The 18,673-nt window shown below is 69.7% G+C and carries 14 protein-coding genes; 7 read left to right on the top strand and 7 right to left on the bottom strand.

The annotated features are described in order from the left end of the window. Positions 1 to 41 precede the first annotated feature (41 nt). Positions 42 to 698, top strand: coding sequence for a hydrolase (locus MMF94_RS05195; protein WP_241035108.1), 657 nt, complete (start codon positions 42 to 44; stop codon positions 696 to 698). Positions 699 to 717: 19 nt separating this feature from the next. On the opposite strand, the gene MMF94_RS05190 is transcribed toward MMF94_RS05195, so the two are convergent. The 6 genes from MMF94_RS05190 to MMF94_RS05165 form a co-directional block, all read right to left on the bottom strand. Then, positions 718 to 2,163 carry an FAD-binding monooxygenase gene (locus tag MMF94_RS05190; RefSeq protein WP_241035107.1) on the bottom strand — a complete coding sequence of 482 codons (1,446 nt, stop codon included), beginning with the start codon at positions 2,161 to 2,163 and terminating at the stop codon, positions 718 to 720. Between the two features lie 123 nt (positions 2,164 to 2,286). After that, on the bottom strand, positions 2,287 to 3,240 hold the full coding sequence (locus tag MMF94_RS05185) for a 2Fe-2S iron-sulfur cluster-binding protein (RefSeq protein WP_241035106.1): 954 nt from the start codon (positions 3,238 to 3,240) through the stop codon (positions 2,287 to 2,289). Continuing rightward, entirely contained in the window at positions 3,237 to 5,186 is a 1,950-nt protein-coding gene (locus MMF94_RS05180) for an NAD(P)H-dependent oxidoreductase subunit E (protein ID WP_241035105.1), read from the bottom strand. The genes MMF94_RS05185 and MMF94_RS05180 overlap by 4 nt, the downstream gene beginning before the upstream one ends. A gap of 3 nt (positions 5,187 to 5,189) precedes the next feature. Then, positions 5,190 to 7,115 carry a molybdopterin oxidoreductase family protein gene (locus MMF94_RS05175; protein WP_241035104.1) on the bottom strand — a complete coding sequence of 642 codons (1,926 nt, stop codon included), beginning with the start codon at positions 7,113 to 7,115 and terminating at the stop codon, positions 5,190 to 5,192. A 142-nt stretch (positions 7,116 to 7,257) separates the two neighbouring features. Beyond that, the gene (locus MMF94_RS05170) at positions 7,258 to 8,763 is read right to left on the bottom strand and encodes an amidohydrolase (protein WP_241035103.1); all 1,506 of its coding nucleotides are present in this window, start codon (positions 8,761 to 8,763) and stop codon (positions 7,258 to 7,260) included. A gap of 44 nt (positions 8,764 to 8,807) precedes the next feature. After that, entirely contained in the window at positions 8,808 to 9,422 is a 615-nt protein-coding gene (locus MMF94_RS05165; protein WP_241035102.1) for an MSMEG_1061 family FMN-dependent PPOX-type flavoprotein, read from the bottom strand. A 97-nt stretch (positions 9,423 to 9,519) separates the two neighbouring features. On the opposite strand from MMF94_RS05165, the gene MMF94_RS05160 reads away from it, so the two are divergent. The 4 genes from MMF94_RS05160 (at position 9,520) to MMF94_RS05145 (ending at position 14,336) form a co-directional block, all read left to right on the top strand. After that, entirely contained in the window at positions 9,520 to 10,407 is an 888-nt protein-coding gene (locus tag MMF94_RS05160) for an ABC transporter ATP-binding protein (RefSeq protein WP_379660260.1), read from the top strand. Next, a complete protein-coding gene (locus tag MMF94_RS05155) occupies positions 10,404 to 11,399 on the top strand; it encodes an ABC transporter substrate-binding protein (RefSeq protein ID WP_241035101.1) in 996 nt (331 codons plus the stop codon). Before MMF94_RS05160 ends, MMF94_RS05155 begins: the two co-directional genes overlap by 4 nt. Positions 11,400 to 11,403: 4 nt before the next feature. Next, positions 11,404 to 13,497, top strand: coding sequence for an iron ABC transporter permease (locus tag MMF94_RS05150; RefSeq protein ID WP_241035100.1), 2,094 nt, complete (start codon positions 11,404 to 11,406; stop codon positions 13,495 to 13,497). A gap of 89 nt (positions 13,498 to 13,586) precedes the next feature. Continuing rightward, positions 13,587 to 14,336 (top strand): SDR family NAD(P)-dependent oxidoreductase, encoded by a 750-nt coding sequence (locus MMF94_RS05145; protein ID WP_241035099.1) that lies wholly within the window; start codon positions 13,587 to 13,589, stop codon positions 14,334 to 14,336. Positions 14,337 to 14,367: 31 nt separating this feature from the next. Here MMF94_RS05145 and MMF94_RS05140 read toward each other — a convergent pair whose 3' ends face one another. Next, positions 14,368 to 15,216 carry an MBL fold metallo-hydrolase gene (locus tag MMF94_RS05140; RefSeq protein ID WP_241035098.1) on the bottom strand — a complete coding sequence of 283 codons (849 nt, stop codon included), beginning with the start codon at positions 15,214 to 15,216 and terminating at the stop codon, positions 14,368 to 14,370. 1,067 nt (positions 15,217 to 16,283) lie between these two features. Between MMF94_RS05140 and MMF94_RS05135 the strand changes: the two genes are divergently transcribed. Then, positions 16,284 to 17,441 carry a 2-dehydropantoate 2-reductase N-terminal domain-containing protein gene (locus MMF94_RS05135; protein ID WP_338104163.1) on the top strand — a complete coding sequence of 386 codons (1,158 nt, stop codon included), beginning with the start codon at positions 16,284 to 16,286 and terminating at the stop codon, positions 17,439 to 17,441. Continuing rightward, the gene (locus tag MMF94_RS05130) at positions 17,438 to 18,649 is read left to right on the top strand and encodes a glycosyltransferase (protein ID WP_241035096.1); all 1,212 of its coding nucleotides are present in this window, start codon (positions 17,438 to 17,440) and stop codon (positions 18,647 to 18,649) included. The genes MMF94_RS05135 and MMF94_RS05130 overlap by 4 nt, the downstream gene beginning before the upstream one ends. Positions 18,650 to 18,673: the final 24 nt, after the last annotated feature.

Raw genomic sequence — 18,673 nt, 5'->3', positions numbered from 1 at the left:
CAGTCGGCGCGCACCCGGGAAACACACACAAGGGAGAGAAAATGACACAGCCACGCCAGCTGCCGGACCTGGCGGACAGCGAGATCAAGGCGCTGAGCACCGCCACGGACACAGCGGTCCTGTTGATCGACCACCAGCCCCAGATGATTTTCGGGGCGCGGAGTGCGGATCCGCAGGTCGTGATCAACAATGTCACCGCACTGGCCAAGCTCGCCAAGCTGTTCGAGATCCCGACGGTGCTGGCGTCGATTGCCGCAACCTCGTTCGCAGGGCCGCTCATCCCCGAGATCACGGACGTGTTCCCGGCTACACCGGTGATCGACCGTAGCTACATCAACGCCTGGCAGGACGGCGTGTTCAGGGGAGCCGTGGAGGCCACGGGCCGTCGCCGGCTCGTGATCGCCGGGCTGTGGACAGAGGTCTGCCTGACGTTCCCCGCACTCTCGGCGATCGAGGCCGGCTACGACGTGTTCGCCGTGGTGGACGCCTCAGCCGGATCCAGCACCGCAGCACACGACGCCGCGGTCGTCCGGATGGCGCAGAAGGGCGTTGTGCCGGTCAGCGTCGCCAACCTGCTCTCGGAATGGCAGCGCGACTGGGCACGCGAGGAGACCTACGGCCCGGTCAACGAGATCATCCGCGAGCACATGGGGGCCTGGGGACAAGGGGTGAACTACGTTCGGGCGATGATGAAGTAGGCCGTCACAGTCGATGACCTCACGAGGAAGGGGCGGTGGCCCGTCCGGTCGCCTGCAGCACTCGCGCTCTGAGATCGGGCTCGGACAGCCGGGACGGCTCGTCGAGCAGGTTGAAGACTCGCAGCAACGCGCCGGTGAGCACGGCGTCGTTGGCCGCCGCCTCCCGATACCGCTGGAAGTACTCCTCCATTTCGAGCATCTCCGCGCTCGGCTCGCCCTCGACATGGGCGAACTGCATATCGCCCGAGGTCGTCAGGTTCCACGGAGTGTCGAGCAGGCCGGACGCCGCCGAGAAGAAGCGATGAGCGAGATCGTCGGCCTGCTCCCGCAGCAGGCTCATCAGCAGCAGTGCCTCCAGCGCCGCCACGGTCATACCTTGCCCGTAGAGAGGGTTGAAGCTGCACAGGGCATCCCCGACCACGAGGTACCCCTCCGGGAACCGATCGAGCTGTTCATAGCGCCGTCGGATGCTTTCCGGGAAGCGCATGAGCACAGGTTCCGTCAGTGGCGGCGCCGTACGGATGACCTCGGCGATGTCGTGGCCGCCGACGCTCTCGGCGAACTCGACCATCGCCTCCTCCCGGGCGGGCAGGTCCTCACCGCCGCAGGTGCTGAGAACGACCATGAAGCGATCAACTGCCACAGCGTTGATGGCCGCGCTGCGGGTCTGCTCGGGATAAGGGGCATAGACCGAGCCGAAGTCCGCCGCGAGATCCTCGGGCTCACGGCTGTAGGACCGCGTCTGGTAGGCGAGTTGAATGCGGAGGCGCTCCTCGGGTGCCCGCTGATAGCCCAGCGCCTCGAGCCACGTCGCGCCACGCGTGCCGCGCCCGGAGGCATCGACCACCAGGTCCGCGTCCAGCGCGGAGCCGACGCTCCCGTCCGCATGCCTCCGGGCGCGCACCCCGGTGACGCGGCGCAGATCAGGATCGACCAGCAGATCCATCACATCGCAGCGCTCGACCAGCGTCACCGGGGGCAGCTGCGTGACCCGAGACCGCACGGTGAACTCGAGCAACGAACGGCTCAACCCGATCCCGATCAGACCGGATTCCGCCTTCCGCAGCCGATGACCGGCGAAGTTCCAGTTGACAGCAGCCTGCATGTCGGCAGCCACCGCGCCTGCCCCGATCAGCTCATCGCTCATTCCGGGAAAGAGCTCGTCGAACGCCTCTCGACCCCGGGCGAGCAGAAAGTGCAGCTGACGACTCTGCGGCACACCGCGCCGCGCGACCGGCTCCGCGGGCAATTCGTCACGATCGATCACCGTCACGCGCTCGAAGAACTCACTTAACGCCCGCGCCGCGCACAGACCCGCGATCGATGCACCGATGACAATGGCATGCTGACGCGACAATCCCATCGAACCCCTCAAGGATCTGTGCGCAGCGCCCCGCTGCTGTGCGCACACCGGCAAACGTCGCACATGCCCGATTTCGCCGAATTCCGACAGGCGGTCGGGCACAGAATTCTCGACAATCAGATTACAGCCGCGATCGGAGCAGCCCAACCCGAGACGCCGAGAAAGCCGGTTCTTCCCGCGTGGACCCGCGGGTTCGGCGGGCCGGTGGCAGGCTCCTCAGAGCGTTCAGTCGGGCAGGTTCTGGACGTGCTGGAACCCGAACCGGCCCTTGATGCACAGGTGTCCGTGCGTCACGGAGTGGTCCGAGGGCGAGGTGACGTTGACGATCTGCCCCTGCTGCACATGGAGTTCGAGGTTGCAGCCGACCCCACAGAACGAGCAGATCGTGGTGGTGACGGTCTCGTCCTCCGGCTTCCACTCATCCGCCTCGCGCAGCTCGTGCTCCCGCACGGACTTCAGCGCGCCCGTCGGGCACACCCCGATGCAGTTGCCGCAGTAGACGCAAGCGGAGTCGGGCAGCGGGTTGTTCAGCTCGGTGGCGATGCGGGCGTCGAACCCGCGCCCGGCGGCGGAGATCGCGAACGTGAACTGCGCGTCGGTGCCGCACGCCTTGACGCACTTGTAGCACATGATGCAGCGGCCGTAGTCGCGCACGTAGAGGTCATTGTCGACCTTCACCGGCTGCGCGACGGTCTCCGCAGTGGATCCGTCCGGGGCGTGGTGGTGGCCGGGGTGGCGGGTGTCGCGGTCGGTGGACGGCGGCGCGGGCGGGCCGTAGCGGTCGGCGTCGACGCCGTAGTCGGCCATCCAGCGCTGCACGTCCGCGCTCGCCTGCGAGAGGTCGGCCGAGGACGCGAGCAGCTCCAGCACCATGCGCCTGCTGTGCCGGACGCGCTCGGTGTCGGTGCGGACCGCCATGCCGTCCTCGGCCTTGCGCGCGCACGACGGCGCGAGCACCCGGCTGCCCTCGACCTCGACGACGCAGACGCGGCACGCGTTGATCGGGGTGAGGTTGGCGCCCCAACACAGCGTGGGGGTGTCCGCCTGGGCACCGCCCATGTCGTGCAGGGCGTCGAGGATCGTGGCGCCCTCCGGGACCCGGACCTCCTCGCCGTCGACGGTCAGCGTGACGAGCCTGCGGATGCCGCCGAGCAGCACCGGTTCCGCGGTGGTGGTCATGTTGCTCTCCCGTTCCTGCTCGCCCCGTTGCTGTTCGCCCCGTTAGTGCTCATCGGCGCGTCGAGCAACCCGAGGTCGAGCGCCGACCGGACGGCCGAGGGCGCGGTCTGCCCGAGCCCGCAGATCGATGCGTCCACCATGACTCGGGCGAGGTCGTCGATCAGGGCGAGCTCGGTCTCCCGTGAGCCCAGCGGCACACCGCGGGCCAGCCGGGCCAGCGCCTCTTCCTGTCGGACGGTGCCGACCCGGCAGGGCACGCACTGCCCGCACGACTCGTCGCGGAAGAACGCGGCGATCCGCCGCAGCATCCCCGGCATGTCGGCCGACGTGTCGATGGCGAGCACGACGCCCGACCCGAGCGTGGACCCGATCTCACGGGTGCCCTCCAGAGTGAGCGGCACGTCGAGCCGGTCGGGCAGCACGAACCCGCCGGCCGCGCCGCCGAGAAGCACCGCACGCAGCTCCCCGCGCACCCCGCCGGCGAGCATCAGCAGCTCGCGGAGGGTGGTGCCGAAGTCCACCTCGTAGACGCCTGGGGTCTGCACCGCGCCCGCGACGCAGAACAGCTTCGTGCCGGTGGAGCGCTGCCCGCCGATCGACGCGAACGCCGGGCCGCCGATCGCGAGGACCTCGAGGACGTTGTAGAGCGTCTCCACGTTGTTGATCACGGTGGGCTTGCCGAAGAGGCCCTTGACGCTGGGGAACGGGGGCTTGTTGCGCGGTTCGCCGCGCAGGCCCTCCAGCGAGTTGAGCAGCGCGGTCTCTTCGCCGCAGATGTAGGCGCCCGCGCCGCGGCGCAGCTCGATGTCGAACGCGAAGCCCGCTCCGAGCACGTCGTCGCCGAGGTACCCGCGGGCCCTGGCGGCCTCGATCGCGCGCTGCAGCCTGCGTGTGGCGAGCGGGTACTCGCCGCGGATGTAGAGGTAACCGCGCTCGCAGCCGCTGGCGTACCCGGCGATCGTCATCGCCTCGATCAGGCCGAACGGATCGCTCTCCATGAGCACGCGGTCCTTGAACGTGCCCGGCTCGGACTCGTCGGCGTTGCAGACCAGGTAGTGCGGCCGCTCGGGCGCACGCGCGACGCCGTCCCACTTCACGCCGGTGGGGAACGCGGCCCCGCCACGGCCGGTGAGCGATGCGTCGGTGACCTCTTTGATCACCCGCGTCGGCCCGAACTCGATTGCCCGGCGCAGCGCCGTGTAGCCGCCATGGGCGCGGTAGTCGTCGAGGCTCTCCGGGTCGACGAGCCCGACGCGGCGCAGGAGGCGCAGGCCTGCCCTGCCCTGCCGGCCTGAGGCGAGAACGCGGTCGCCGCCGGTCTGCGGGGCGCTCACGGTGGTGTCGGCGAAGGCGAGGTCGGCGGGCAGGTCCGCCGCGACCCCGGTGTCCGCGCCGACGGGCCGCGCCAGCTCGCCTGCCACGGCCTCTGCCGTGGCAGGCGCCAGGCTGACGTCCGGGCGGCGGGTCCGCTGCAACAGCACCGCGGGTGCCCGCTCGCAGAGGCCCAGGCACGGGCTGCGCACCCAGCAGGCGTCGTCGCCCTTGCCCTCGGGGCCCAGCTCATCGGTGAGCCGGGCGGCGATCTCCTCGCCGCCCCGCGGGCCGCAGGCGATGTCGTCGCAGACGTGCACGACGTCCGGCGCGCGCTGCTCGACCGCGAACATCGCGTAGAAGGTGGCCACCCCGTACACGTCGGCGGGCGGGACCGACAGCACACGCGCGACGTGGTTGAGCGCGCCGGGGCTGATCCAGCCGACCTCTTCCATCACCGCATGCAGGGCGGGCAGCAGCAGGTGCCGCCGTCCCCGAGCGGCGTGCCCGGAGTCGGCGAAGTACGCGTGCTCGCGGATCTCGTCGCCGGTGACCCGGCCGTGCTCGCGCAGCACGGCGGCGACGGCCTCCTGTTCGGCGGGCGACGCCTCGGCGTTCGACAGGCGCAGATCCACGCGCTACTCCCCTGCCGCCGCCGCGGGCACCCGCAGCTTCTCGATCCGCACGGCAGTCGCCTTGAACTCCGACGTGCCCGACTTCGGGTCCCACGCGTCGTTGGTCAGAACGTTGACGTCGACCTCCTCGGAGAAATGCGGTGTGAACGACGCGAGGCCCGGACGCAGCGACGGGTCGAACCAGACCGGGGCCTCGACCGACCCACGCCGCGAGGTGACCCGCACCCGCTCGCCATCGGCGATGCCGAGCTCGGCCGCGTCGGTGGCGTCCATCCGCAGCGACTCCCGGCGACGCAGCGGCGAGGCGTACCCGCCGGTCTGCACCCCGGAGTTGTAGCCGTCGAGCACACGCACCGTGGTGAGCCGGATGGGGAACTCCTCGGTCAGCACGTCCACCGGCGGCACGTGCTCGACGGGCATGAACGGCGCGGGCACGCCGCGCTCGGCCTCGTTGTCCGCCCACAGCCGGTCGTGCAGCAGCGGCGTGCCGGGGTGCTCCTCGTCCGGGCACGGCCACTGCAGTCCGCCGAGCTCGTCCAGCCGCTTGTAGGACATGCCGTGGTGCCAGTTCAGCGACACCGACCGCAGCTCGTCCCACACCTGCTCGGCTGTCGGCTCGCCCCAGCCGTAGCCCATGTGGTTGGCGATATCGCAGATGATGTGCGTGTCCGGCCGTGCCAGTCCGGGCGGGTCGATCGCCTTGCGCACGCGCTGCACACGGCGCTCGGAGTTGGTGACCGTGCCCTCGTACTCGCACCAGTCGGCCGCCGCGGGCAGCACGACATCGGCGAGCTCCGCGGTGGCGGTTCGGAAGATGTCCTGGACGACGAGGTGCTCCAGGCCCTCCAGCATGTGCCGGGCGTGGGTGGCGTTGGCCTCGGACTCCGCCGGGTTCTCGCCGATGCAGTACAGCGACCGCAGCGTGCCCGCCTGCATGGCCTCGAACATCTCCGAGAGATGCATCCCTGGCTTCGGCGAGATCGTGGCGCCCCACACGGCTTCGAAGCGGGCCCGCGCCTCGTCGTCACCGAGGTCGTAGCCACCGGGCAGCTTCGCCGGGATGGAGCCCATGTCGCCGCCGCCCTGCACGTTGTTCTGCCCGCGCAGCGGGACCAGGCCCGAGCCGTAGCGGCCGACGTGCCCCGTGAGCAGCGCCAGGTTGATCAGCGCGAACACGTAGTCGGCCGCGTTGTGGTGCTCGGTGATCCCGAGCGTCCAGCAGATCTGCGCGCGATCGGCGCGGGCGTAGGCGTGCGCCAGCTCGCGGATCAGCGCTGCCGGGACCTTGGTGATCTCCTCGGCCCGCTCGAGCGTGTAGGGCTCGACGGACGCGCGGTAGTCCTCGAAGCCGTTGGTCGCCCTGCGGACGAACGGCTCGTTCACCAGCCCGGCGTGGATGATCTCCCGGCCGATCGCATTGGCCAGCGCGATGTCGGTGCCGACGTCGAGGCCGAGCCATGCGTCGGCCCACTGCGCCGTGGACGTGCGCCGCGGATCGACCGAGTACATCCGCGTACCCGACTTGAGTCCCTGCAGCACGTGGTGGAAGAAGATCGGGTGCGTCTCACGCGCGTTGGAGCCCCAGAGCACCAACAGGTCAGCGTGCTCGGCCTCCACGTACGCCGAGGTGCCGCCACCCGCACCGAACACTGTCGTCAGACCGACGACGGAGGGAGCGTGTCAAGTTCGGTTACAGGAGTCGACGTTGTTGCTGCCCATCACCACGCGGGCGAACTTCTGGGCGGCGTAGTTCATCTCGTTCGTCGCCTTGGAGCAGCTGAACATGCCGAACGCGTCGCCGCGGTGGGGCGCGAAGCCGGCGGCTGCCCGGTCGAGCGCCTCGTCCCAGGTGGCGGGCCGCAACCGGCCCCCGTCCCTGACCAGCGGCTCGGTGAGCCGAACGTGCCTCGGCGTGCGCAGGCCTCGCATCGGCGTCTCCTTCCGTTACCCACAGATCGCAACAGACTTACGATACGACCCGTTGGTGACAGGCGAAAGTTTGAAAGACGATCATATCACGTCCGTGTATACAGTACACCGCCGCACGCCCGGCGAGAGGCTGCCCGCCGGATCACGGTGACCCCAGGCCCGCTCGATGGGTCCAGCGGCCGCCGACCATCGTCCCCGCCACCGGCAAGGTACGGAGGGCCAAGGGATCCAGTTCAGCGGGGACGTCCTCGGTGACGATCATGTCGGCCCTTCTGCCGACGCGGATCGGACCGTCCGGCCCGGCCGACGCGGCGAGCGCGACGTCGAAGGGGATCTCCTGCTCACCGTGCCAGCTGGGGCGATCGTCCGCGCTGCGACGGACAGCGGCGGCGATGCTGACCCACGGGTCGAGTGGGGCGACCGGGGCATCCGATCCGAGCACGAGCTCGGCGCCGGCATCACGCAGCGAACGGTAGGGAAAAGCGCGGCTGGTCCGCCCCTTCCAATAGCGGTCGGCGACGTCACGATCGTCGATGGCGTGCTCGGGCTGCACACTCGCGACGACCCCGAGCTCGGCGAACCGGGCGACGTCCGGTTCGGACAACAGCTGGGCGTGCTCGATACGGCCACGTACGCCGCTGGCGGCGAATGCATCGAGCGCGAACGTGTTCGCCTTGTCGCCGATCGCATGCACCGCGGCGTCGATCCCGGCGGCAGCGGCCTTGCGCAGCAGCGGCACGAGGTCCTCGGGCGCGACGAGCAGAACGCCGCACGGGTGCGCCGTTGCCTCGAGCCCGGGGTAGGGGTCCTGGCAGTAGGCGGTGCGCGTGTTGAGGGACCCGTCGCTCACGACCTTGAGCGGACCCATGGTGAGGAGTCCGGCCGTTCCGGGGATCGGGTCGCCGGTGCGCAGTCCGCGGGAGATCGCCTGATCGAGATGAGACGGCCACACCGACGACACGACGCGCAGGGCGGTGCAGCCGCGGGAGATCCGGCCGGCCCACGCGTCGAGCTGAAACGGTGCCTCGAAGTCGACGACGCCGACAACCCCTCGCGCCGATGCCGCCTGCGCGGCCTCACCCGCCCAGACATCGAGCTGAGTCACCGGCACCTTCCTGGTGTCCTCCATGATGGGATGCCAGTCGGTCTCCCGGAGCACGCCGGTGGGATGAGTGGCCCACCCGTACGTCCGCGCGGCGGCAGAGTTCAACCAGCAGCAGTGCAGATCAGCGGAGACGAGAACGACCGGCGTGCCACCGGTCACCGGATCGAGCAGGTCGCGGTGCGGGACGTCGGGCCAGAGCGCATCCCGGAACCCGGCACCGACGAGTGCGGCGCCCTGTGCAGGCGGATCGGTGCGCATTCGCCGGGCTACCAGCGCCACCACCTCGTCGGCAGACCGCGCCGAGCCGAGATCGAGTCGCTTGCGCGCCAGCGTCCACTGATCGAAATGCACGTGGTTGTCCCACAAGCCGGGCAGGACGCTCCGGCCGTCGAGCGCCACCACCTCGGCATCACGGGACGCGGTCAGCTCCGGACCGATCGCGGTCACGACGCCGGCCTCGATCGTGATGTCCACGATCCGGCCGCCCATCCGGGCCGAGCGCAGCACAAGCTCGCCCCGCCCCGCGCCGGCGTGGTCAGACATCGATTCGGCCATCACGAGAGGAGATCCTGTCGGCGCGCATGCGTTCAGTAGCGGTTGACACGCGCGTCGTGGCGCAATGCCTCGTCGATGACATGGGCGGGCACGGGAGTGCCGTGCTGGCCTCGCACGATCTCCCCGGCCGAGGGCACCCCGTCCGCTGCGGGCCACGTGGCCGGATCCCAGAGCGCCGAGCGCGCGAATGCCTTCGTGCAGTGCAGGAACAGCTCCTCGACGATGACCTCGATCGCGAGGTCCGGGGTGACTCCCGAGACCGTCAGCCGCGGAAGGTACGGGGCATCCGCGACCACCCGGGCGGTGCCGTTCAGCCGGAGTGTGTCGCCGACCCCGGGCACGATGAAGAGCATTCCCACGGCCGAGTTGCCGAGGATGTTGCGCATGCTGTCCAGGCGCCGATTGCCCTTGCGGTCGCCGAAGGCCAGCGTCCTGCTGTCGAGTACGAGCACACTGCCGGCAGGGTCGCCACGCGGCGAGACGTCACACGATCCGTCGGCCCCACTGGTGGCGAGCATGAACAGCGGGCTGGCCGCGATGAACCGCGCGGAGACCTCGTCGATGTGATCGATCGCCTTCTCGGCGATCGCAGCCGAGGGGGCCTGCACGTACTCGCGGAGTTCGGACTCATCGCAGATCGTGCGCATCCCTGTCAGGTCCTCACGTGATCGTCCGCCGGTACGTGACGGTGCAGTTGTGTAATCGACCCCTTGCCACGAAGTAAAGATAGCCTATCCTCCGTTCGTGCTCCCCACTCCCCGGCCGGCAACCGAGCTGCGCGGCGTCGGCCTGGACCTCGGTTACCACGGCGTCGACGTCGTGCACGCCGCCGGTGTCCGGCTGCGCTCCGGTTTCGTCACGGCGTTGGTCGGACCGAACGGCAGCGGCAAATCGACTTTGCTGCGGGCGCTCGCTCGGCTGCACAGTCCACGGAACGGGCAGATCCTGATCGGCGGCCCTCTCGATGAGCGCGGCGGGACCGCCGAAGCGCTGGATGCGCTCGCCCTGACCCGCCGTGAGTTCGCCCGTCGCGTCACGCTGCTCGCGCAGAGCCGGCCGGTACCGGTCGGGCTCTCGGTGCGCGACGTGGTCGGCTTCGGCCGCCACCCCTACCGGGGCCGGTTCGGCCGCGAGGACGTCGACGGGCCGGCCGTCGTGGCGTTGTCGATGGAGGCAACCAGGGTGGCGGACATCGCCGACCGCCCGGTCGACGAGCTGTCCGGTGGCCAACTGCAGCGCGTCTGGCTCGCCTGCTGCCTGGCCCAGGACACGGGCGTCCTGTTGCTCGACGAGCCGACCAACCATCTCGATCTGCGCTACCAGGTCGAGATGCTCGAACTGCTGCGCGATCTCGCCGACGACGACCAGGTTGCCGTCGGCGTGGTGCTGCACGACCTGGAGCACGCCGCGGCCGTCGCCGACGAGGTCGCGCTGCTCGCCGACGGGCGCGTGCGCGCCGTCGGCCCGCCGGAGGCCGTGCTCACCGGCGAGATCCTCACAGCGGCGTACGGGATCGAGGTCGCGGTCGACCACGACCCCGTGACGGAGTCCCTGCGCATCCGGCCGGTGGGCCGGCACAGCAGGCGCAGAAAGCAAACAGTGGTGACGGCAAGTGCGGAGGAGTCGAGATGAGACGATCCAGGCGGCGCGGTCAATGGGCGGCGGTGACCGGCCTGGTCACCCTGCTGCTCGCCGCTTGTGGCACCACGGAGGCGCCGAGCGACCCTGGTGCCGCACCCACCGCCGGCAGCGGCGCGCCCATCACCGTCACCGATGCGCGCGGCCGGCAGATCACCCTCGACGGTCCGGCGACCAGGCCGGTCGGGCTCGAGTGGAACGTCGTCGAACACCTGGTCTCGCTGGGTGTGCGGCCGGTCGGCGTGGCGGACGTCGAGGGCTATGGCAACTGGGTGAAGGCCGCGCCGCTCCCGGGCGATGTCACCGACGTCGGCGTGCGGGGCGAGCCGAGCGTCGAGGCGATCGCCGCCCTGCGCCCTGACCTCGTCCTCGCCACCACCGACCTGCCCGAGGGAGCGGTCACACAGCTGGAGGCGATCGCGCCCGTGGTGCTCGTGCGTGCGGCCGACGCCTCCGACGGCATCGGGCAGATGCGCCGCAACGTCCAACTGGTCGCCACGCTGACCGGTGCCGAGGCCGCCGCGCAGCGCCTGCTCGCCGACTTCGACACCACCCTCACCGACGGCGCCGCGCGGCTGACGGCGGCCGGGCTGGACGGGCGCCGGTTTGCCTTCGCCGACGGCTACCTCGACGGCGGCCGCCTCTCGATCCGGCCGTTCACCGAAGGGTCGCTGGTCGAGTCGGTGTCGCAGGAGCTCGGTCTCGTCAACGCGTGGCCGCTCACCGGCGACAGCGACTACGGCCTCGCGAGCACCGACGTCGAAGGGCTGACGACGCTCGGTGACGTCGAGTTCGTCTACTACGCCAACGACGCCGACGGCCCTGATCCCTTCGTCGACGGGCTCGCGGGAAACGCGGTGTGGGCATCGCTGCCGTTCGTGCAGGCCCAGAACGTCACGCGGCTTCCGGACGGGATCTGGATGTTCGGCGGGCCGGCGTCGATGGTGCAGTACGTCGACGCCGTCACCGCGGCTCTGGCCGGCTGAGGCGGTGAGCGAGGCCGGGGTCTCGGAGGTCTCCGCCGTCCCGCGCACGACGTCGAGTGCTGCGCCGTCGCGCGTCGCTGCCGCCGCAGCGCTGGGTGTCGGCGGGGTGGTGCTGCTCGCCGCCGTGCACCTGACGCAAGGCACGTCGGGTGTCGGTATCGACCAGTTACTAGGCCTGTTGACCGGGTCCGACGCCGACGGGACGGCCGCGGTGCTGGTCGCCTCGCGCGTGCCGCGGCTGCTCGCCGCCCTCGTGGTCGGGGCGGCGCTGGGTGTGGCCGGTGCCGCGCTGCAGTCCGTCAGCCGCAACGCGCTCGCCGCACCGGACACTCTCGGCGTCAACGCCGGTGCATACTTCGCGGTCGTCGCCGCGGCGGCGTTCGGCCTGGCCGTGCCCGTCGAGCTGTCCGCCCTGCTGGCGTTCGCCGGAGGCCTCGCCGCCGCGGCGCTCGTCTTCGCGCTGTCGGGCGGCGGCACGGGCCCGACCCGGCTCGTGCTCGCAGGGTCCGCGGTGGCGCTCGCGTTCTTCGCGCTCACAAGCGTGCTCCTGCTGCTGTTCTCGCAGGAGACCACGGGGCTCTACGCGTGGGGTAGCGGTCAGCTGGCCCAGATCGGGCTGGAGGCGGTCGCCCGGATGAGCCCGCTCGTGCTGCTCGCCGTCGCAGGGCTCGTCGTGCTCGGCCGCCGTCTCGACGTCCTCGGCCTCGGCGACGACACCGCGTCGGTACTGGGCGTCCCGGTCCGCAGCACGCGTCTGCTCGTGATCGTGCTCGCGGTGCTGCTCTCCGCGGCGGCGGTGACGGTGGCGGGCCCGATCGGGTTCGTGGGCCTGTGCGCACCCGCCGCTCTCCGGCTCGTCGCGCCGCTCGTCCCCGGACTGCGCAGGCATCGGGTGCTGCTGCCGATGTCCGCGCTCGCCGGGGTCGGCGTGGTGCTCGCCGCCGACGTGCTGGTCCGGCTCGTGCTCGGCGGGCAGGCAGGCGTCGAGGTACCGACGGGGGTGGTGACCACCGTGTTCGGCGCGGTCGTCCTGGTGGCCGTGGCCCGCCGGTTCCGTGAGTCGGGCCCGGCGCGACAGGTTGCCGCCGCGCACTCGGGGCGGCTGCGCGACCGCAGGGGCTTCCTGGTCGTGACGGGCGTGACGCTCGCCGCCACCACGGCCGTGGCGGTCGCCGGACTGCTGCTCGGCGACACGCTGCTGCTCACCGGCGACGTCCTCAACTGGCTGACCGGCCGCGCCGGCCCGATCACCACGTTCGTGCTGGACACGCGGGTGCCGCGGGTGATCGCGGCCCTGTTCGCGGGAGCCGCGCTCGCGGTGGCCGGCACGGCCGTGCAGGCGGTCTGCCGCAATCCGCTCGCCGAACCCGCGCTCCTCGGTGTCAGCGGCGGTGCGGGGGTCGCGGCCGTCGCCGTGATCACGTTCGTCCCGGCCGTCGGGGTCTGGGCGCTCGCCGGCAGCGCCGCGCTCGGGGCGCTGCTCGCCGCCACCCTCGTGTTCGGGCTGGCCGTGCGTGGCGGCATGGCGTCCGACCGGCTCGTCCTGATCGGTGTCGGGGTCTCGTACGGGGCCATGGCGCTGATCACCGTCATGGTCGTGGCCACCGATCCGTTCAACGAGACGAAGGCGCTCACCTGGCTGGCCGGTTCGACGTACGGGCGCACGTTCCCGCAGGTGCTGCCCGTGGTCGGCGCGTTGCTGCTCGCCCTCGCGCTGTTCGTCGGCAGGCGCAACGAACTCGACCTCCTCGCGGTCGACGACGACACCCCGCAGGTGCTCGGCATCCGGCTCACGCAGACCCGGGTGCTGCTCCTCGCCGCCGCGGCGCTGCTCACCGCCACCGCCGTCGCCGCGATCGGGGTGCTCGCGTTCGTCGGCCTCGTCGCGCCACACGCCGCGCGCGCCCTCGTCGGTGCCCGGCACGCCCGCGTGCTCCCGGTCGCCGCTCTGCTCGGCGCACTGCTCGTCGGGCTCGCCGACACCATCGGCCGCAGTGTCATCGCGCCGGCCCAACTACCCGCCGGCGCGCTCACATCGCTGATCGGCACGCCGTACTTCGCGTGGCTACTCTGGCGCTCCCAACACCCCTCGAGCTGACGGTTCGGGCGAGCCGGGCGCCTGGTCCGCCCGATCCCGTCGGTCGAGGCGCGGATGGGCACGCCTCTCGTCGAAAGGACGTCCGTGAGGTGACCGCCGAGAGCGACGTCGCCGTCGTCACCGGCGCCGCTCGGGGGCTGGGCGCGGTGATCGCGGCTCGGCTGCACGGCCACGGCCTGCGGGTCGCACTCGCCGACGTCGACGTCGAGAAGGCGGCCGAGGTCGCGCGTCACCTCGATCCGTCACGTGCCACGGCGCGCGCGTTCGCCCTCGACGTCCGCGAGCGCGCCTCCTTCCACGATCTCCTGGCCGGCGTCGTCGCCGTCTGGGGCGGGCTGCACGTCGTGGTCAACAACGCCGCCGGCACTCAGGCGACGCCGGTCATGCAGATCAGTGCCGAGGAGTTCGACTCGGTCGTCGGGGTGAACCTGTCCGGCACCTTCAACGCCTGCCAGATCCTCGGCGCCCACCTCGCCGAGCGCGGCTACGGCCGGATCGTCAATATCGGCTCACTGGCCGGGCAGAACGGCGGCACCGCCACCGGCGCGCACTATGCAGCCTCGAAGGGCGGCATCCACACGCTGACCAAAGTGTTCGCCCGCGAACTCGCGGCGTCCGGTGTGACGGTCAACGCCGTCGCTCCTGGCCCGCTGGACCTGCCGGTCGTGCACCGTCTCGTCCCGCCGGAGCGGATGGAGTCGCTGATCGCCACGATCCCGGTCGGCCGGCTGGGCTCGCCCGGCTTCGTCGCGCAGGTCGTCGCCCTGCTCGCGAGCCGGGACGCCTCCTCGGTCACCGGCGCCTGCTGGGACGTCAACGGTGGGCTCTACCTTCGTTGATCCGGACCGACGCCAGGTGCTCCGCACAGGGTCAGCCGGCGGTTTCGGGCGCGAAGCGGTAGCCGTCCTCGGTGAGGAGCACCCGCCCGGCGCTGGTGCCGGCGAAGTGCGTGCCGAGCACCAGCGCATTCGTCGACGCCGCCGCGGCCAGCAGTTCCCTGCGAGTCGCCCGGGCGGCGTCCGGGTCGAGGTCGCCGCTCGCCGTCCACTCCGGATAGCGGAGCTGAATCGGGTGGTGCACGACGTCGCCGGTGATCACACAGCTGTCGCCGATCCACACACTCAGGTGCCCCGGCGTGTGTCCCGGTGATGTCCGGATCCGGACCTCGGCGGTGAGACTCGTGTCCGCCACCACGGGCTCGACCAGCCCGGCATCGATCACCGGCTGCACCGAGTCGGCGAAGGCGGACGCATGCAAAGGATCTTCCGAATTCGACCAATGATCGATATCAGCAGCTCCGAACAGATAACGCGCACGGGGGAACGTCGGAATCCATCTGCCGTCCTCGAGGCAGGTGTTCCAGCCGACGTGATCGACGTGCAGGTGCGTGCAGACCACCATGTCGACGGACTCCGGGACGAAGCCGGCCGCGGCAAGGTCCGCGAGAAACGGGCGACGCTGGTGGTCGAACTCCGGGATCAGCGGGCGGTCCTTGGAGTTGCCGGTGCAGGTGTCGACGACGATGCAACGCCCGCCGGCCTCGATGACGAACGTGTGGAAGCTCATCAGATACCAGCCGCGGGAATCGACGAAGTCGGGCACCAGCCACGGCTCCGCAGCAACGTGCGCCGGTGTGGCCTCGGCGAAGAAGTCGACCGCGAACGGCATCACGTGCTCGACCACTCGGGTGATCCGGACGCCGTCGACATTCCACAACATCTGCCCGAACCTACCCAACGCGGCAACCGGATCGGCGCTGTTCGTACACCGCCTACCTCGATCGTGGCATCACTGCCGAGTGACACATGTCATCCCGAAATCGAATGAAACTTCGTCACACAGATCCAGCCGCCGCAGTGCGCTGACACCCAGCCGAACACTGCGGTTCCCGGCACAGGACGATGACCGGATCATGCTCGCCGGGAGTCCGTGTACACGGCTGTCAAAAGAGTAGATCCTCGACGAGATCAGTAAGTCGATTCAGACCATCCACCGCGAGCGGCGCGACAACTGCAATCCCGACGGGAGCCGCAGCCGTGATGGGTGCACAGTATGGCGGTTCTGCGGCGCCGGTGCACGAAGCCTGTCGCCATGCTGCGCGGCTTGGCGCCGGCGAGCCGAAGATCAAGTAGTCTGCACAGTGGATCACCCGATTCTCGGCCCGCACGACCTGACGGGCACGGGGGGCTACGGGTGTCCGCCAAGACCATCTATCGCGCGTTTCGTTCCGCGGCTTGACCGATCGCAAGGAGGGCATGCCGCACAGCAGTCGCCGGGATCGCATACCGCAGTGGTGCGGGACGGCACCGCAATCAGCAGCGGGCGCTGTCGATTTCCGCTGCCGCCATCACGATCACTGACAATTCCCGGTATCCATCGGTTGGCCGGCGGCCTACAGGCTTCACCGACCTCGGCCTCGGCCACATCGTCGGTGCGTGCGAGCAGCCCATGATCGGCGCCGGATCGTGTCGTCCCAGGCCGTGGGCCTGCTCGCGGGACGCTCGCCCTGTCGTCCGGCCGGCCCGGCACGGTCGCGTCCCGACCTCCATCCAGGCCTGCCGGCCACCCGGATTCGGGGTGGATATCCGGCACATCTCGTGGCCCGCCATACGATCTTGGACAGATCACCTTTTCCGCGCGACGCGCAGGGTGCGGCCGAGCGCAGGAGAATAACTCCGGACAGCAAATACGTCGGGAATGGGACGAAATCCAGGACAAAGGGGGCAGCCGGAACAATCAACTTGGTGATCTGAAACATTCCCATTGTGCAATGATCGCCAATTAGGATGGCGTTGATCACTCTTGACTTTGGCCAGTCATATACACCTCGTCATCACGAGATGGCGCTCCGCCAAGGGCGGCAGCCGTGCGAGGCCCCTGACCTGGGAAGAAACGATCTAGGCGCTGCGCGGTTCGCTCGATCGGCACCCGTCCGCGACCCGAGACCGGTGTGCGACCTCTTAGACCCGGTCCGCAGAATCACACTCCCAAGTGATCGATCACGGTGCCGAGCGAGAGGCGTGCTAATGCAGCCATCGAGGGTATTCATCGTTGGTTCCGGCGTCGTCGGAACAGCGACAGGCACAGGACTCCTGGCCGCCGGTAACACAGTGACCTTCATCGACATCTCCGTGCCACGCGTACGTCACCTGCAAGCCCAGGGTTTGGACGCACGGACGGAGCTGGACCTGAGCTCCGAGCCCGACTCCTTCATTTTCCTGACACTGCCTACGCCGAACGTCGGGTGGCGCTACGACCTGGGGGCTTTCACGGCAGGTACCGCGGCCGTCGGTCGAGCCCTGGCCGGATCGAGCGCACAGCACACCGTCGTCGTGCGGTCGACGGTGTCCCCGGGAACCACCGAAGGATTGGTGCGACCGGTGCTCGAGGAGAACTCCGGCATGACCGCCGGCGAGGGATTCCGCCTGGCCTCGAATCCGGAGTTCCTGCGCGCGGTCTCCGCAGCCGAGGACTTCAGCCACCCATGGATGACGGTGATCGCCAGCCGGGACCCGCAAGCCGTTGCCCGGCTGCGCGGACTGCTCGAACCATTCGGCGGAGAGATGCGCACATTCTCCGACCCGGCCGAAGCCGAGTTCATCAAATGCGCGCACAACATCTTCAACGCAACGAAGATCAGTTTCTGGAATGAGATGTGGCTCATCGCCCAGAAGATCGGTCTTGATCTCGACCCGATCGCGGCGACGGTCGCGAAGTCCGCCGAAGGCTCGATAAACCCGCAGTACGGAATCCGCGGCGGCGCCCCCTACGGCGGGGTTTGCCTGCCCAAGGACACCTGCGGATTCCTCGGATATTCTGATGCGATCGGCGTCGACATGCCACTGCTGCAAGCCGTGGTCGAGACGAACAATCGGCTCGAAAGCGTGGTCAAGCAGGAGGTCGAAGCCGCCGGGAAAGCAGCGTCCGGCATCCCGACGGCATGACACTCCCGTTCTACTACTACGTACTGGGCACGCCGCTCGGCGTGCTCGGCCTGGTCCGGTGGGCATGCTGGCTCGTACGGCGCATCCCGGCGGTGCTGTACAAGCCGGTGATGAACGACCACAGACTGCCGATCACCGTGGTCGTGCCGGTGTACCAGGAGGATCCGGAGATATTCGCCACCGCGATCGAGTCCTGGCTGGCGAACAGGGTCGGCGTCATCCTCGTCATCGACGTCTCCGACAAGGACTGTCAGGAGGTCGCCGACCGCTACCCGGTGCGGGTGCTGATCACTGACGTACCGGGAAAGCGGGACGCGTTGCGACGGGGATGGCGAGCGGCCGACACCGAGCTGGTCGCCCTCGTCGACTCCGACACCATCTGGGCCCCGGACGTCGCGGACGAGGTGTGCAAGCCGTTCGCGGACCCCCGGATCGGAGGCGTCGGGACCCGGCAGAACGTCTACGGGTCCACGGGCTTCCTGGCCCGCATCACCGACATGTTCCTCGATCACCGGTACTTCGACGAGAACGCCAGCCAGACCCTGCTCGGGCAGGCAGTGTCGTGCCTGTCCGGGCGCACCGCGATCTACCGCCGCGCGCTGCTGCTCGAGATCGAGGACGAGTTCATGCACGAGACGTTCTGGGGCGTGCCGTGTCTGTCGGGCGACGACAAGCGCCTGACGACGCTCATCCTGGAACGCGGCCATCTCACGTACATGCAACGGACGGCCGAGGTCTGGTCGACCTTCCCCAACCGCTGGCGGATCTTCCTCCGCCAGCGGCTCCGGTGGGCACGCAACACCTGGCGTTCCGACCTGCGCGCACTGTCGCGACGCTGGGTGTGGCGACGCCCCTTCCTCGCCTACACGATGATCGACAAGGGCGTCAGCAGCTTCACCCTGCTGCTCGGACCTGCGTTCATGATCCACTCGTTGGTGATCGGGAACTGGGTGTTCGCCGCTGTACTGGCGCTCTGGTGGCAGATCAGCCGGTCGGCGAAGCTGCTACCTCACCTTCGCCGCCGGCCGTCCTCGTTCTTCTTCATCCCGGGGTACGTGTTCGTCTCGTGGATCATGGCCTTGATCAAGCTGCAGGCCCTGTTCACCATCCGCCGGCAGCGCTGGCTGACGCGGCAGGTGGCCGTCGAGAACGGCGAGGTCGTCCGCACTGAGCAACCAGGGTCAACTGCGCAGGGGATACCCGCATGACAAGTACCCGACCGAACCGACACC

Origin of the sequence: Pseudonocardia alaniniphila (assembly GCF_022524485.1) — a bacterium.
Classification (GTDB): Bacteria; Actinomycetota; Actinomycetes; order Mycobacteriales; family Pseudonocardiaceae; genus Pseudonocardia; species Pseudonocardia alaniniphila.
The sequence above is the reverse complement of the archived record's forward strand: the minus strand, read 5'-3'. Positions and strand labels throughout refer to the sequence as shown.

Bases quoted from the DNA above. Each gene is read 5' to 3' on its own strand.
- MMF94_RS05195 (WP_241035108.1), top strand. From the start codon at position 42: ATGACACAGCCACGCCAGCTGCCGGACCTGGCGGACAGCGAGATCAAG.
- MMF94_RS05185 (WP_241035106.1), bottom strand. From the start codon at position 3,240: ATGACCACCACCGCGGAACCGGTGCTGCTCGGCGGCATCCGCAGGCTC.
- MMF94_RS05170 (WP_241035103.1), bottom strand. From the start codon at position 8,763: ATGTCTGACCACGCCGGCGCGGGGCGGGGCGAGCTTGTGCTGCGCTCG.
- MMF94_RS05165 (WP_241035102.1), bottom strand. From the start codon at position 9,422: ATGCGCACGATCTGCGATGAGTCCGAACTCCGCGAGTACGTGCAGGCC.
- MMF94_RS05155 (WP_241035101.1), top strand. From the start codon at position 10,404: ATGAGACGATCCAGGCGGCGCGGTCAATGGGCGGCGGTGACCGGCCTG.
- MMF94_RS05140 (WP_241035098.1), bottom strand. From the start codon at position 15,216: ATGTTGTGGAATGTCGACGGCGTCCGGATCACCCGAGTGGTCGAGCAC.
- MMF94_RS05135 (WP_338104163.1), top strand. From the start codon at position 16,284: ATGGCGTTGATCACTCTTGACTTTGGCCAGTCATATACACCTCGTCAT.
- MMF94_RS05130 (WP_241035096.1), top strand. From the start codon at position 17,438: ATGACACTCCCGTTCTACTACTACGTACTGGGCACGCCGCTCGGCGTG.